General features: G+C 72.2%; 13 protein-coding genes. 8 read left to right on the top strand and 5 right to left on the bottom strand.

Annotation, left to right across the window (positions count from 1 at the left end):
* On the top strand, window positions 1-858 hold the full coding sequence (locus tag ASE25_RS01250; protein WP_056822171.1) for a class II glutamine amidotransferase: 858 nt from the start codon (window positions 1-3) through the stop codon (window positions 856-858).
* A 3-nt stretch (window positions 859-861) separates the two neighbouring features.
* Here ASE25_RS01250 and ASE25_RS01245 read toward each other — a convergent pair whose 3' ends face one another.
* A complete protein-coding gene (locus ASE25_RS01245) occupies window positions 862-1,455 on the bottom strand; it encodes a TetR/AcrR family transcriptional regulator (RefSeq protein WP_056822168.1) in 594 nt (197 codons plus the stop codon).
* Between the two features lie 97 nt (window positions 1,456-1,552).
* On the opposite strand from ASE25_RS01245, the gene ASE25_RS01240 reads away from it, so the two are divergent.
* Complete coding sequence (locus tag ASE25_RS01240) at window positions 1,553-2,107, top strand: NADPH-dependent FMN reductase (RefSeq protein ID WP_056771243.1); 555 nt, start codon at window positions 1,553-1,555, stop codon at window positions 2,105-2,107.
* A 115-nt stretch (window positions 2,108-2,222) separates the two neighbouring features.
* Here the strand turns inward: ASE25_RS01240 and ASE25_RS01235 are convergent, their stop codons facing one another.
* Window positions 2,223-2,753 (bottom strand): MarR family winged helix-turn-helix transcriptional regulator, encoded by a 531-nt coding sequence (locus ASE25_RS01235; protein ID WP_082622630.1) that lies wholly within the window; start codon window positions 2,751-2,753, stop codon window positions 2,223-2,225.
* A 74-nt stretch (window positions 2,754-2,827) separates the two neighbouring features.
* Here ASE25_RS01235 and ASE25_RS01230 point away from each other — a divergent pair, with 74 nt between their 5' ends.
* From ASE25_RS01230 to ASE25_RS01220, 3 genes are all read left to right on the top strand, one after another.
* A complete protein-coding gene (locus tag ASE25_RS01230; protein WP_056771240.1) occupies window positions 2,828-3,013 on the top strand; it encodes a hypothetical protein in 186 nt (61 codons plus the stop codon).
* 133 nt (window positions 3,014-3,146) lie between these two features.
* Window positions 3,147-3,473, top strand: coding sequence for a hypothetical protein (locus tag ASE25_RS01225; protein WP_056771237.1), 327 nt, complete (start codon window positions 3,147-3,149; stop codon window positions 3,471-3,473).
* A 43-nt stretch (window positions 3,474-3,516) separates the two neighbouring features.
* Window positions 3,517-4,761 carry a D-arabinono-1,4-lactone oxidase gene (locus tag ASE25_RS01220; RefSeq protein ID WP_056822165.1) on the top strand — a complete coding sequence of 415 codons (1,245 nt, stop codon included), beginning with the start codon at window positions 3,517-3,519 and terminating at the stop codon, window positions 4,759-4,761.
* A 28-nt stretch (window positions 4,762-4,789) separates the two neighbouring features.
* Here the strand turns inward: ASE25_RS01220 and ASE25_RS01215 are convergent, their stop codons facing one another.
* Entirely contained in the window at window positions 4,790-5,269 is a 480-nt protein-coding gene (locus ASE25_RS01215) for a MarR family winged helix-turn-helix transcriptional regulator (protein ID WP_056771230.1), read from the bottom strand.
* 206 nt (window positions 5,270-5,475) lie between these two features.
* Here ASE25_RS01215 and ASE25_RS01210 point away from each other — a divergent pair, with 206 nt between their 5' ends.
* On the top strand, window positions 5,476-5,667 hold the full coding sequence (locus ASE25_RS01210; RefSeq protein ID WP_056771227.1) for a BldC family transcriptional regulator: 192 nt from the start codon (window positions 5,476-5,478) through the stop codon (window positions 5,665-5,667).
* Here the strand turns inward: ASE25_RS01210 and ASE25_RS01205 are convergent.
* Together ASE25_RS01205 and ASE25_RS01200 are read right to left on the bottom strand one after the other, a co-directional pair.
* Window positions 5,664-6,914 (bottom strand): AGE family epimerase/isomerase, encoded by a 1,251-nt coding sequence (locus ASE25_RS01205; protein ID WP_056822160.1) that lies wholly within the window; start codon window positions 6,912-6,914, stop codon window positions 5,664-5,666. The two genes, ASE25_RS01210 and ASE25_RS01205, sit on opposite strands and share 4 nt — an antisense overlap.
* Window positions 6,915-6,972: 58 nt before the next feature.
* Window positions 6,973-7,515 carry a MarR family winged helix-turn-helix transcriptional regulator gene (locus tag ASE25_RS01200; protein ID WP_056772636.1) on the bottom strand — a complete coding sequence of 181 codons (543 nt, stop codon included), beginning with the start codon at window positions 7,513-7,515 and terminating at the stop codon, window positions 6,973-6,975.
* Window positions 7,516-7,606: 91 nt separating this feature from the next.
* Between ASE25_RS01200 and icmF the strand changes: the two genes are divergently transcribed.
* Together icmF and ASE25_RS01190 are read left to right on the top strand one after the other, a co-directional pair.
* The gene (gene icmF, locus ASE25_RS01195) at window positions 7,607-10,876 is read left to right on the top strand and encodes a fused isobutyryl-CoA mutase/GTPase IcmF (RefSeq protein ID WP_056822157.1); all 3,270 of its coding nucleotides are present in this window, start codon (window positions 7,607-7,609) and stop codon (window positions 10,874-10,876) included.
* A gap of 30 nt (window positions 10,877-10,906) precedes the next feature.
* Window positions 10,907-11,668 (top strand): helical backbone metal receptor, encoded by a 762-nt coding sequence (locus tag ASE25_RS01190; protein WP_056822155.1) that lies wholly within the window; start codon window positions 10,907-10,909, stop codon window positions 11,666-11,668.
* Window positions 11,669-11,780: the final 112 nt, after the last annotated feature.

The raw sequence follows: 11,780 nt of genomic DNA, 5'->3' as shown, positions 1-11,780 counted from the left end.
GTGTGTCGCCTCTTCGGGATGAGTGCCGGTCGCGCGCGGGTGTCCGCGACGTTCTGGCTCCTCGACGCCCCGGACAGCCTGAGTCGCCAGTCGCACCGCAACCCCGACGGCACGGGCCTCGGCACCTTCGACGAGGCCGGCCGCCCGGTCGTGGAGAAGCAGGCGCTGGCGGCCTGGGACGACGCGGACTTCGCGAGCGAGGCGAAGGAACGGCGCAGTGCGACCTTCGTGGCGCACGTCCGCCACTCGTCCGGCACCGGGCCGCGCCCCGAGAACACCCACCCCTTCGAGCTCGACGGCCGGCTCTTCGCACACAACGGTGTGGTCCAGGGGCTGCCCCGTCTCGAGGAGCACCTCGGCGCGACGATGGCGACGGTGCGCGGCGACACCGACTCCGAGCGCCTCTTCGCACTCGTGACCGCCGAGACCGCCGCTGCCGGTGGGGACGTGGCCCTGGGGATGGAGCGTGCCCTCGGCTGGGTGGCCCGGCACCTGCCCGTGTATGCCGTCAACGTCGTCCTGACGACGCCCACCGAGCTGTGGGCGTGCCGCTACCCCGACACGCACGCCCTGTGGCTGCTCGACCGTCGGAAGCCCGTCGAGGTCCTGGACCACCGCAGTGACGCCGGCACGCGCGTCGTCAGCGACGAGCTGGCCGACGCACCGTGCGTCGTCGTCGCGAGCGAACGCCTCGACGACGACCCCGCGTGGCGGATGCTCGACCCCGGCGTCCTCGTCCGGGTCGGCCCCGACCTGTCGGTGACCGAGCGGGTCGTCGTCGACCCGGAGCCGCGGCACCGCCTGCAGCCGGCCGACCTCGGCGCGGCCGCAGCCTCGCAGCGACCGACCGGGAGGTGAGGCTCAGCCGGCCTCGACGACGCGACGCACGAGGTCGGTCCAGGTGGCGAGGATGCGCTCGCGGGTGACGCCGGCCTCGAGCTGGGGCAGGACGAAGGTCACGTCGAGCGGGGCGAGGAGGGACAGGGCCATGACCGGCAGGTCCCCGGTCACGTCGAGCTCGGCGAGCAGGTGGCGCACGTGGGCCACGAGGAAGGCGACCGCGGGCAGCGACCGGCCGTGGCGACCCGCCGCGGCGACCATGAGGTCACCGCTGACGAGGGTGCGCTCGAGCCGGGACTCGCCGAAGGCGAGGAGCCGGTCGAGCGCGGGCGCGCCGGGCCCGAGGGGTGGTGGACCGGAGATGACCCGGCCCTGCCACCGTGCCTCGCCGTGGTCGAGGAGGGCCGACATGAGGCCGGCGCGGCTGCCGAAGCGACGGAACACCGTGCCCTTGCCGACGCCGGCCTCGGCGGCGACGGCATCCATCGTCACGGCGTCGACCCCGTCGCGGTCGACGAGCCGGTGCGCGGCGTCGAGGAGGAGCTCGCGGTTGCGCGCCGCGTCACGCCGCTCGGGGCGGCGGTGCAGGTCGAAGAGCGGTGGCTCGGTGGACACGGTCGTGATCCTAGGTCGGACGATGGACCGTGCAGGGTGACCGCGATGACCTGCCGCCCTCGGGAATAGAAGCGGACCGCGGTCCGTTTGGTCTCGCATGACCACTGCTGCCACCCCCCGCACGCGCGTCGCCGTCCTCGTCGGAAGCCTGCGCACCGAGTCCGTCAACCGTCGCATCGCCGAGTCGCTGCGCGACCAGGCGCCCGAGGGTGTCGAGATCGACATCATCGACGGCCTCGGCGCCCTGCCGTTCTACAACGAGGACATCGACGGCGACGACGTGCCTGCCACGGCTGCCCAGCTGCGCGAGAGCGTCGCGGGCGCCGACCGCGTGCTCGCCGTGACGCCGGAGTACAACGGCACCATGCCCGCCGTGCTCAACAACGCCATCGACTGGCTGTCCCGCCCCTACGGTCAGGGCGCCATCACCGGCAAGCCCTTCGCCGTCGTCGGCGCGACCCCGACCCCCTACGGCGGCAAGTGGGCCCACGACGACGCCCGTCGGTCGGCAGGCATCGCCGGTGCCGTCGTGCTCGACGACGTCATCGTGTCGCAGACGACCATCGACACCGACGTGCTCGGCGACCCCCAGGTCTTCGGGCGACTGCAGGACGCGCTCAGCGCCCTCGTCGACCACCGACCCGCGGCCTGACCCGCCTGCCCCACGTCCGACCTCCCGGCTCGCGACGAGCCGACGACCCGCTGGGCCCGGACCGATGTCCGGGCCCCGCGGCATACCCGGGCCGTTGCGCCCCGTCGGGTCGCGCTCAGTCGTTCGCCGTCGTGGCGGCGATGACCCGGGTCAGCGAGGCGTGCAGCGCCTGGAGGTCCTCGACCCGCACCCCGAGCCGCTCGACGATCTGCGGCGGCACGTCGAGCGCCTGCTCGCGCAGCCGCCGGCCGCGCGGCGTCAGGGTGATGGCGAGGGCACGCTCGTCGTCGGGGTGCCGGTCGCGCGTCACGAGACCTGCGGCCTCGAGCCGCTTCAGCAGGGGCGAGAGCGTGGCCGGTTCGAGGCTGAGGAGCCGGCCGATCTCGCGGACGGTGAGGGGTGACCGCTCCCAGAGGGCGAGCATGACGAGGTACTGCGGGTGGGTGAGCCCGAGGGGCTCGAGCACCGGGCGGTAGAGCCCGATGACGTTGCGGGCCGCCACGGCGAGGGCGAAGCAGACCTGCTGGTCGAGCTTGAGCAGGTCGTCGGGGGAGACGGGGGAGACGGGGGAGACGGTGGAGCCGGCGGTCTCCCCGGAGCGAGTGGTCGGTCGCGGCGTGGTGCGGGCGGTGGTGCTGCGGGTCATCGAGGCCTCGTCGTCGGGGTGGCGGGATCTGTGTACACTAACAGTTAGTGCACTAACTAACTGGAGGCAGCATCGTGTCGAGATCAACGCCCCGTGACGGACTCTCGGTCGGGTACCGCATCGGCTACCGCCTGCGCCTGGTCGCCCTGACCGTCTTCGGCCCGGCGCAGCTGGGCGAGGGCAACGACCCCACGGCCCGGCTCGCGCGCGAGCGCGCGGCGAAGGTCGCCGCGGCCCGGGCCGCCCGCGACGCACACTGACCCGGGCGATCCGAGCAGCTCCGGGCCGCTGCGGGCTGCGCGACCCGCGCGGCATCCGTTCGCGCACAACGGGCCTCACGCGGAGCCGACGGGAGTACCGTCGGGAGTGACGCATCGGACCCTGGAGGTGCCCATGGGTGATCGTGTAGGACTCATCGTCATGCTGGCCGTCGTCGTGATCCTCGTGATCGGCCTCGTCATCGTCGGGCCCCGTCGAGCCGGGCGCGACTCCAGCGAGTCGCTCAACAAGCATCGCGACGACACCGAGCAGGCGCGTCGCGACCACCCGGAGGGAGCCGAGCGCTCCCACCTCGTCGGCAACCCGCCCGTCGACACCATCACCGCCGACGGCTGGGGCGTGGCCCGTCCGGGCGAGGGTGCCGAGCCCGAGGAGCTGCCCGAGGACGTCCACCCCGAGCTCCACGAGGACCGCAGCCACCGCCGGCGTCACCAGGCCTGACACCGCTGACCTCGCCTCGGCCGCCGCGGGCAGACTGGGGGCCATGGCGGAGACGAACTGGGCCGGCAGTCACACCTACCGGTCCCCGATCGAGCGGGTGCGCTCGGTCGAGCACCTGCAGGAGCTCGTCGCGGCGGCCCCGCGCGTGCGCGCCCTCGGGTCGCGGCACAGCTTCACCGACCTGACCGACATCGCGGACGCTGACCACGGCGTGCTCGTCTCGCTCGTCGACCTGCCGACCGCCGTGGTCGTCGACCCGACGACCCGCACGGCCCGCGTGACGGGGCACGCGGCATACGGCCAGGTGGCGACCCGGCTGCACGCGGCGGGATGGGCCCTCGGCAACCTCGCGTCGCTCCCGCACATCTCCGTCGCGGGTGCCGTCGCCACCGGCACGCACGGCTCGGGCACCGGGAACGGCTCTCTCGCAACGGCCGTCGCCTCCCTTGACCTCATCCGTTCCGACGGTGAGCGGCGCACCGTCAGCCGTGGCGACGCCGACTTCGAGGGCAGCGTCGTCGCTCTCGGTGCGCTCGGGATCGTCACCTCCGTCACCCTCGACGTCGAGCCCACCTACGACGTGCGACAGGACGTCTTCACCGGCCTGTCGTGGGACGCGCTCCCCTCCGCGTTCGACGCGGTCACGAGCAGCGCCTACAGCGTCAGCCTCTTCACCCGGTGGGGCGAGGCGGGCATCGACCAGGTCTGGCTCAAGAGCCGCGGCGAGCAGGCGCCGAGCGAGCCGTTGGGCGCGGTGCCGGCGACCACGACGATGCACATGCTCGACGGTGCCGACCCGGAGTCGGTGACGGCCCAGGGCGGCGTGCCGGGGCCGTGGCTCGACCGGCTGCCGCACTTCCGGATGGGCTTCACCCCGAGCCGCGGCGAGGAGCTCCAGAGCGAGTACCTCGTGCCCCGAGAGCACGCCCTCACCGCGATCGAGCGCCTCCGCGGCCTCCGTGACCTCATGGCGCCGGTGCTCCAGGTCTCGGAGCTGCGCACCGTCGCCGCCGACGGCCTCTGGCTCAGCGGCTCGCACGGGCACGACGTCGTGGCCGTGCACTTCACGTGGGTCCGCGACGTCGAGCGCGTGTATGCCGTCCTGCCGGCGGTCGAGGCAGCCCTCCTGCCGCTCGGGGCACGGCCGCACTGGGGCAAGTGCTTCGTCGCGGGCGTCGACGAGCTCGAGCCGCTCTACCCGCGGATGGCCGACTTCCGGTCGCTGCGGGCGAGGGTCGACCCGGAGCGCGTCTTCGGCAACGCCTTCCTCGACCGCGTCATCGGCTGAGTCACGACCGGTCCGGACGACGCCGCGCTCAGTGGCGCTTGCGGCGCCCGGGGCTCGACGTGTGCGAGGCGTCGATCCGGGTGGTGACCTCGCGCAGCGAGGCGGCGAGGGTCCCCAGCGTGGCGGCCACGTCGTGCAGGTCGTCCCCGGCGAACGCGTCGAAGGCCTGGGGCAGCCAGTCCCTGACCTCGCGGAGCCGGAGCACGCCCGACTCGGGGATCTCCACCGAGCTGCGCCGCCGATCGTTCGGGTCGGGGACGCGTCGCACCATCTCGCGCTGCTCGAGGCGGTCGAGGAGCGTCGTCGTCGAGCTCGTCGTCAGGCCGAGGGCGGTCGAGAGCTCGGTCTGGCCCATGGGGCCACGGGCCAGGAGGTAGCTGATGGTCCGGCTCTCGTTGACCGTGAGGTCGAGACGCGCGGCCACCGCGATGCGGTAGCGCTCGCCGGCGAGGATCAGCTCTCTCAGGGCGACCGTCGCGTCGTCGCGGGCCTGGGCGCGGTGGCTCATGCGCCCAATCTACTGAGGCCATCTCGCTCGTTGGTCTGGTCGCTTGATTGTCGAATGAACTGTCCGTACCGTGACAGGTGTCGGGAGCCCGGCGACGACCGCCCCCAGGGCGAGCCGGGATCCGGGATCCTTCGGACTCGGGGTTGAGCAGCCAGCCCCGAGTCCGTGACCTCCACTGACGCTGCGATCGCGCGAGGCGGACTGACATGGACGGAAATGACACAGCGGTCGAGAGGCTGTTGACCCCGGCGGAGGTCGCGACGATCTTCCGCGTCGATCCCAAGACCGTCAGCCGGTGGGCACGGAGCGGCCGGCTCCACGCGCTGCGGACGCTGGGCGGACATCGCCGCTACCCGGAGAGCGAGATCTGGGCCCTCGTCGACCGCCAGCAGGACTAGGCGGTCCGAGCCGACCGGAGGTGCCCGTCCCGGAGGGCCCCGGCGAACGACGTGATCTCGCCGAGCGCGCCGACGAGGCACGCCTGGTAGGCGTGGTAGACGTCCGGGCGTCCCTGCCAGACGACGCTCGACGGCGCGAGCTCGGGTGAGAGCTCGTGGCGCCACGACCCCTGCTCGGGGTCGACGAACCACGCGTGGGCGTGCTCCCACCACCGGTCGTACCAGGCGGCATACGTCGGGTCGCCGGTCGCGAGGTGGAGCGTGCGGGCGGCGCCGATGGCCTCCGTGACGACCCAGTGCAGCCGGTCCCGCACGACGGGCCGACCCTCGAAGTCGGTCGTGTAGACGAAGCCCTCGTGCCCGTCGACGTCCCAGCCCTCGTGCACCGCGACGTCGAAGAGCGAGCGCGCCTCGTCGAGCAGCCATGCCGGCGCCTCGGCCCCGAGGGCGTGGCGCAGGTGCAGCGACAGCCTCGACCACTCGAGCAGGTGGCCGGGCGTCACGCCGAACGGGCGGAACTTGTCGGTCGGGCGCTCGCGGTTGTAGTCGGGGCGCGGCTCCCAGGACGAGTCGAAGTGCTCGGGGAGGCGGTAGTTCCATGAGCGGGCGAAGCCGTGCACGACGCGCTCGGTGATCCGGAGCGCGTGACCGAGCCAACGCGGGTCGCGCGTGACGTCCCACGCCGCGAGCAGGGCCTCGAGCGAGTGCATGTTGGCGTTGACGCCGCGGTAGTCCTCGAGGTCGGTCCACGTGCGGTCCCACACGTCGAGGGCGAGACCGTCGGACTCCCGCCAGAAGCGCTGCTCGTAGGTCTGCAGCGCGCGGTCGAGCAGGTCGTCCGCCCCGGGACGCCGGGCGGCTGACGCGGAGGTCGCGGCGAGCACGACGAACGCGTGCTCGTAGGCCCGCTTGTCGGACACGTCGGGCGTGCCGTCGACGTGGACCGACGCGAACCAGCCACCGTGCTCGGGATCGTGGAGCAGGCCGCCGGGGGCGAAGGTCGCGACGCCGTGGTCGACGACCGCCTCGAACGACGTGTCGCCCTCGAGCACCGCCAGGGCGGCGACGTGGGTCATCCGTGCCGTGATCCACAGCTCGACACCGTATGCCGGGTCGAGCCTCCCGTCGTCGCCGAGCCATCCGAACCCGCCGCCGGGCCGCTGCGCGGCGCGCGCGAGCTCGCGCAACGACCGCCGCTGCTGCGCGAGCCGGTCGAGGTGGTCCGGGGGCAGCGGCGTGTCGGGCATGCCCCCAGTCTGCCGAGGTCGCGCCCCGGCCGCTGCCGGTCCGCGTAACGAACTGGGGTCAGAAGTCGCCCGCGTCGCGTCGCAGCCGCGTCAGGACGTCGACGAGCGAGCGGACGTCGGTGGCCCCGAGGTCGGGCTGCTCGAAGACCTCGGCGTTGAGGGCCTTGGTGGCCCGCTCCGCGAGCTCACGGCCGGTCGGGGTGAGGGCGACGAGCATCGCGCGCCGGTCCTCGGGATGCGTCGAGCGCGTCACGAGCCCGGCGTCCTCGAGGCGGTCGACCGCGTTGGTCACGCTCGTGGGGTGCACCTGCAGGCGGCTGCCGATGACCTTCATCGGGAGCGAGCCGCGCCGGCTGAACCACAGGAGCATGAGCACCTCGTAGCGCGCGAAGGTCACCCCGAGCGGCCGGAGCGTCGCCTCGACGCGGGCGAGCACGATCTGGTGCGCCCGCATGAGCGAGGTGATGGCGGCCATCCCGTCGGCGGCCGGGCCCCAGCCCTGCTCGACCCACTGCTCCCGCGCCCGGGCGATCGGGTCGAAGCCGAGGCCGGACCCGGCGGCGACGCCGGCGCTCGTGCCGCCACCCGCTCCGGCGCTCATGCCGCCCGCGGCGTTGGTCTGCGCACTCATGGCGCCATCGTAGGACGCCGACGCGTTGACGTCCATTAGTAGGAAGTCCTACTATTTTTCCATGTCCGACGCAGCGAAGCGCGATCACCACCAGCCGTCCCACCACGTCCGCCTCGTCACGGCGAGCAGCCTCTTCGACGGGCACGACGCGTCGATCAACATCATGCGGCGCATCATGCAGACGCAGGGGGCCGAGGTCATCCACCTCGGGCACAACCGCTCGGTCCAGGAGGTCGTCGACGCGGCGATCGAGGAGGACGTCCAGGGCGTCGCCGTCAGCTCCTACCAGGGTGGGCACGTCGAGTACTTCGAGTACCTCGTGAAGCTGCTCGAGGAGAACGGCGCCGGCCACATCCGCGTCGTCGGCGGCGGCGGCGGCGTCATCGTCCCCGAGGAGATCGCGCGGCTGCGCGAGTCCGGCGTCACGATCTTCAGCCCCGAGGACGGCCAGCGCCTGGGCCTCGCCGGCATGATCAACACCGTCGTCGCCGACTGCGACTTCGACCCGTGGGAGCTCGGTGCGCCGGCGCTCGAGGCCGTGCTCGCCGGCGAGCGGGCCGCCGTGGCACGCGCCATCACCGGCGCGCAGGAGGGTGACATCGACGACGCCATGCTGTCGGGCGTCCGCGAGGCCGCGGGCCGGCGTCGCGTGCCGGTCCTCGGCATCACCGGCACCGGCGGCTCCGGCAAGTCGAGCCTCACCGACGAGCTGATCCGCCGGCTGCGCCTCGACCAGCAGGACAAGCTGCGGGTCGCCGTGCTCGCCGTCGACCCGACCCGCAGCCGTGGCGGCGGAGCGCTCCTCGGCGACCGCATCCGGATGAGCTCGCTCGACGGCGACCGCGTCTTCTTCCGGAGCCTCGCCACGCGCGGCGGCTCGCAGGTGCCGACCCACCTCGATGACGTCCTCGACGTCGTGCGCGCCGCCGGCTTCGACCTCGTCATCCTCGAGACGCCGGGCATCGGCCAGGGCGACGCCGCCGTCATCGACTACGCCGACGTCTCCCTCTACGTCATGACGCCGGAGTTCGGCGCCAGCAGCCAGCTCGAGAAGATCGACATGCTCGACCGCGCCGACGTCGTGGCCATCAACAAGTTCGAGCGCCGCGGCGCCGAGGACGCCCTGCGCGACGTCGGCCGCCAGATGGTGCGCAACCGCGAGGCCTTCGGCAAGAGCCCGGCCGACATGCCCGTCTACGGCACCTCGGCGGCCACCTTCAACGACGACGGCGTCACCGCGCTCTACCAGCAGCTGCGCGAGCTGCTCTCGGAGAAGGGGATGCCCGTCGACGAGGGCGTGCTGCCGCGCGTCGCCACGAGGCAGTCCACCCGCATCGCGACCATCGTGCCCGCGTCCCGGGTGCGCTACCTCGCCGAGATCAGTGACACCGTCCGCGGCTACCACGAGGCCACCGAGCGGTATGCCGCCGCGGCCAGTCGGGTGCAGCGGCTCGAGTCGGTGCGCGGGGAGCTCGCGGCCGCAGCCGCGGCCGACGACGTCGACAGCGCCGAGAGCGCGGTCGACGCCGTCGAGGCCCTGCTCGACCACGCCCGCACCGACGTGCCGACCGACGTGGCGAGCGCGCTCGCCGACTGGCCCTCCGTCGTCGAGTCCTACTCCGGCGACGAGCAGGTCGTGACGATCCGGGGCAAGGAGATCCGCAACACCCTGACCCGGGAGTCGTTGTCGGGCAACAAGATCCCCCGCGTCTCACTGCCTCGCTATCGCGACCACGGCGAGCTCGTCAGCTTCCTGCGCCGCGAGAACCTCCCCGGCTACTACCCCTTCACCGCCGGGGTCTTCCCGTTCAAGCGCGAGGGGGAGGACCCGGCGCGCATGTTCGCGGGGGAGGGCGACCCGTTCCGCACCAACCGCCGCTTCAAGCTCGTCTCCGAGGGGCAGCCGGCCACCCGCCTGTCCACGGCCTTCGACTCCGTGACGCTCTACGGCCGCGACCCCGACCCCCGCCCCGACGTCTACGGCAAGGTCGGCACCTCGGGCGTCTCCGTCGCCACGCTCGACGACATGAAGGCCCTCTACGACGGCTTCGACCTCGTGTCCCCGACGACGAGCGTCTCCATGACGATCAACGGTCCGGCGCCGACGATCCTCGCCTTCTTCCTCAACACCGCCATCGACCAGCAGGTCGATGCCTTCCGGGCGCGGGAGGGCAGGGAGCCCGGCGACGTCGAGCGCGAGGAGCTCACGGCATACGCCCTCGCCAACGTCCGCGGCACGGTGCAGGCCGACATCCTCAAGGAGGACCAGGGCCAGAACACCTGCATCTTCAGCACCGAGTTCAGCCTCAAGATGATGGCCGACATCCAGGAGTGGTTCATCGAGCGGAAGGTCCGCAACTTCTACTCCGTGTCGATCTCCGGCTACCACATCGCCGAGGCCGGGGCGAACCCCATCAGCCAGCTCGCCTTCACCCTCGCCAACGGCTTCACCTACGTCGAGAGCTACCTCGCGCGCGGCATGGCGGTCGACGACTTCGCGCCCAACCTCAGCTTCTTCTTCAGCAACGGCATGGACCCGGAGTACTCCGTGCTCGGCCGCGTGGCCCGCCGCATCTGGGCCGTGGCGATGAAGGAGAAGTACAACGCGGGGGAGCGGTCGCAGAAGCTGAAGTATCACGTCCAGACGTCGGGTCGCTCGCTCCACGCGCAGGAGATGGACTTCAACGACATCCGCACGACGCTGCAGGCGCTCATCGCGATCTACGACAACGCGAACTCCTTGCACACCAACGCGTTCGACGAGGCCGTGACGACCCCGTCGGAGGAGTCGGTGCGTCGCGCCCTCGCCATCCAGCTCATCATCAACCGCGAGTGGGGGCTCGCGATGAACGAGAACCCGCTCCAGGGCTCGTTCGTCATCGACGAGCTGACCGACCTCGTCGAGGCGGCCGTCCTCAAGGAGTTCGACCGCATCACCGAGCGCGGCGGCGTGCTCGGGGCCATGGAGACCGGCTACCAGCGTGGCCGCATCCAGGACGAGTCGATGCTCTACGAGCACCGCAAGCACGACGGCAGCCTGCCGATCGTCGGCGTCAACACCTTCCGCAACCCGCACGAGGGTGACGTGCCCCGCACGGTCGTGCTCGCCCGTGGCACCGAGGAGGAGAAGCAGAGCCAGCTCTCGCGCGTCCGGGCGTTCCGCGCAGAGCACGAGGTCGAGGCGGCGGCGGCGCTCGAGGAGCTCAAGGCCGTCGCCATCGAGGGCGGCAACGTCTTCGACGTCCTCATGCGGGCGGCGCGGGTGTGCTCGCTCCAGCAGGTGACCGAGGCCTTCTTCGAGGTCGGTGGCCAGTACCGCCGCAACGTCTGAACCGCTGCAACCGTCGAAAGGCCACGAACCGTGCCGGTGACACTCGCCGACGACCTGGCGTATGCCGTGTCGTTCCCGACACCGCCACGCCGGGTCGTGTCGTTGGTCCCGTCGATCACCGAGGCGCTGGCGACGACGTGCCCGGAGCGGCTCGTCGGCGCGACCGACTGGTGCACGCATCCGGAAGGTCTTGCGGTGCAACGGGTTCGGGGCACCAAGAACCCCGACCTCAGGGCCATCTCGGCTCTCGAGCCGGATCTCGTCGTGGCCAACAAGGAGGAGAACCGCGAGCTCGACGTCCGCCGGCTGCGGGCTGACGGCCTACCGGTCTGGGTCACCGACATCGAGACGGTGCCGGGGGCGCTGGACTCCCTCGATCGACTCTTCGTCGAGGTGCTCGAGGTCGGCACACCCGGCTGGCTCGTCGCCGCGCGGGGCGAGTGGGGTGGGCCCGTGCCCGAGCCCGTCGTCGACGTGGCCGTGGCGATCTGGCGCGACCCGTGGATGGCGGTCGGGCGTGACACCTTCACCGGTGACCTCGTGTCGCGGCTCGGCTGGCGCAACGTCCTCGCCGACGACGCAGACCGCTATCCGCACGTCGAGGTGGCCGACCTCGACCGTGAGGGCATGACCGTCCTGCTGCCCGACGAGCCCTACGTCTTCACGGCGGCCGACGGTCCGGAGGCCTTCACGCAGGCCCGCACGGCTCTCGTCAGCGGACGCCTGCTCACCTGGTACGGCCCGAGCCTCGTCGGTGCCCGGGCGATCCTGACTGCGGCCGGCACCGCCTGAGTCCCGGCACCGACTGACCCCTCGACCATCGGCATCCGACACGACGTGGCCTCTCGAGGGTTCAACCGTCGAGAGGCCACCATCTGCCGCTCCTCGACCGTCGAGGGGGCCA

The organism is Terrabacter sp. Root85 (assembly GCF_001429185.1).
Classification (GTDB): Bacteria; Actinomycetota; Actinomycetes; order Actinomycetales; family Dermatophilaceae; genus Terrabacter.
This window is presented reverse-complemented; position numbering and strand designations above follow the sequence as displayed.

What these genes read in the sequence shown, in the direction of transcription:
- ASE25_RS01240 (WP_056771243.1), top strand. Translation starts at nt 1,553, where the DNA reads ATGACCACTGCTGCCACCCCCCGCACGCGCGTCGCCGTCCTCGTCGGA.
- ASE25_RS01235 (WP_082622630.1), bottom strand. Translation starts at nt 2,753, where the DNA reads ATGACCCGCAGCACCACCGCCCGCACCACGCCGCGACCGACCACTCGC.
- ASE25_RS01225 (WP_056771237.1), top strand. Translation starts at nt 3,147, where the DNA reads ATGGGTGATCGTGTAGGACTCATCGTCATGCTGGCCGTCGTCGTGATC.
- ASE25_RS01220 (WP_056822165.1), top strand. Translation starts at nt 3,517, where the DNA reads ATGGCGGAGACGAACTGGGCCGGCAGTCACACCTACCGGTCCCCGATC.
- ASE25_RS01215 (WP_056771230.1), bottom strand. Translation starts at nt 5,269, where the DNA reads ATGAGCCACCGCGCCCAGGCCCGCGACGACGCGACGGTCGCCCTGAGA.
- ASE25_RS01210 (WP_056771227.1), top strand. Translation starts at nt 5,476, where the DNA reads ATGGACGGAAATGACACAGCGGTCGAGAGGCTGTTGACCCCGGCGGAG.
- ASE25_RS01205 (WP_056822160.1), bottom strand. Translation starts at nt 6,914, where the DNA reads ATGCCCGACACGCCGCTGCCCCCGGACCACCTCGACCGGCTCGCGCAG.
- ASE25_RS01200 (WP_056772636.1), bottom strand. Translation starts at nt 7,515, where the DNA reads ATGAGCGCCGGAGCGGGTGGCGGCACGAGCGCCGGCGTCGCCGCCGGG.
- icmF (WP_056822157.1), top strand. Translation starts at nt 7,607, where the DNA reads ATGTCCGACGCAGCGAAGCGCGATCACCACCAGCCGTCCCACCACGTC.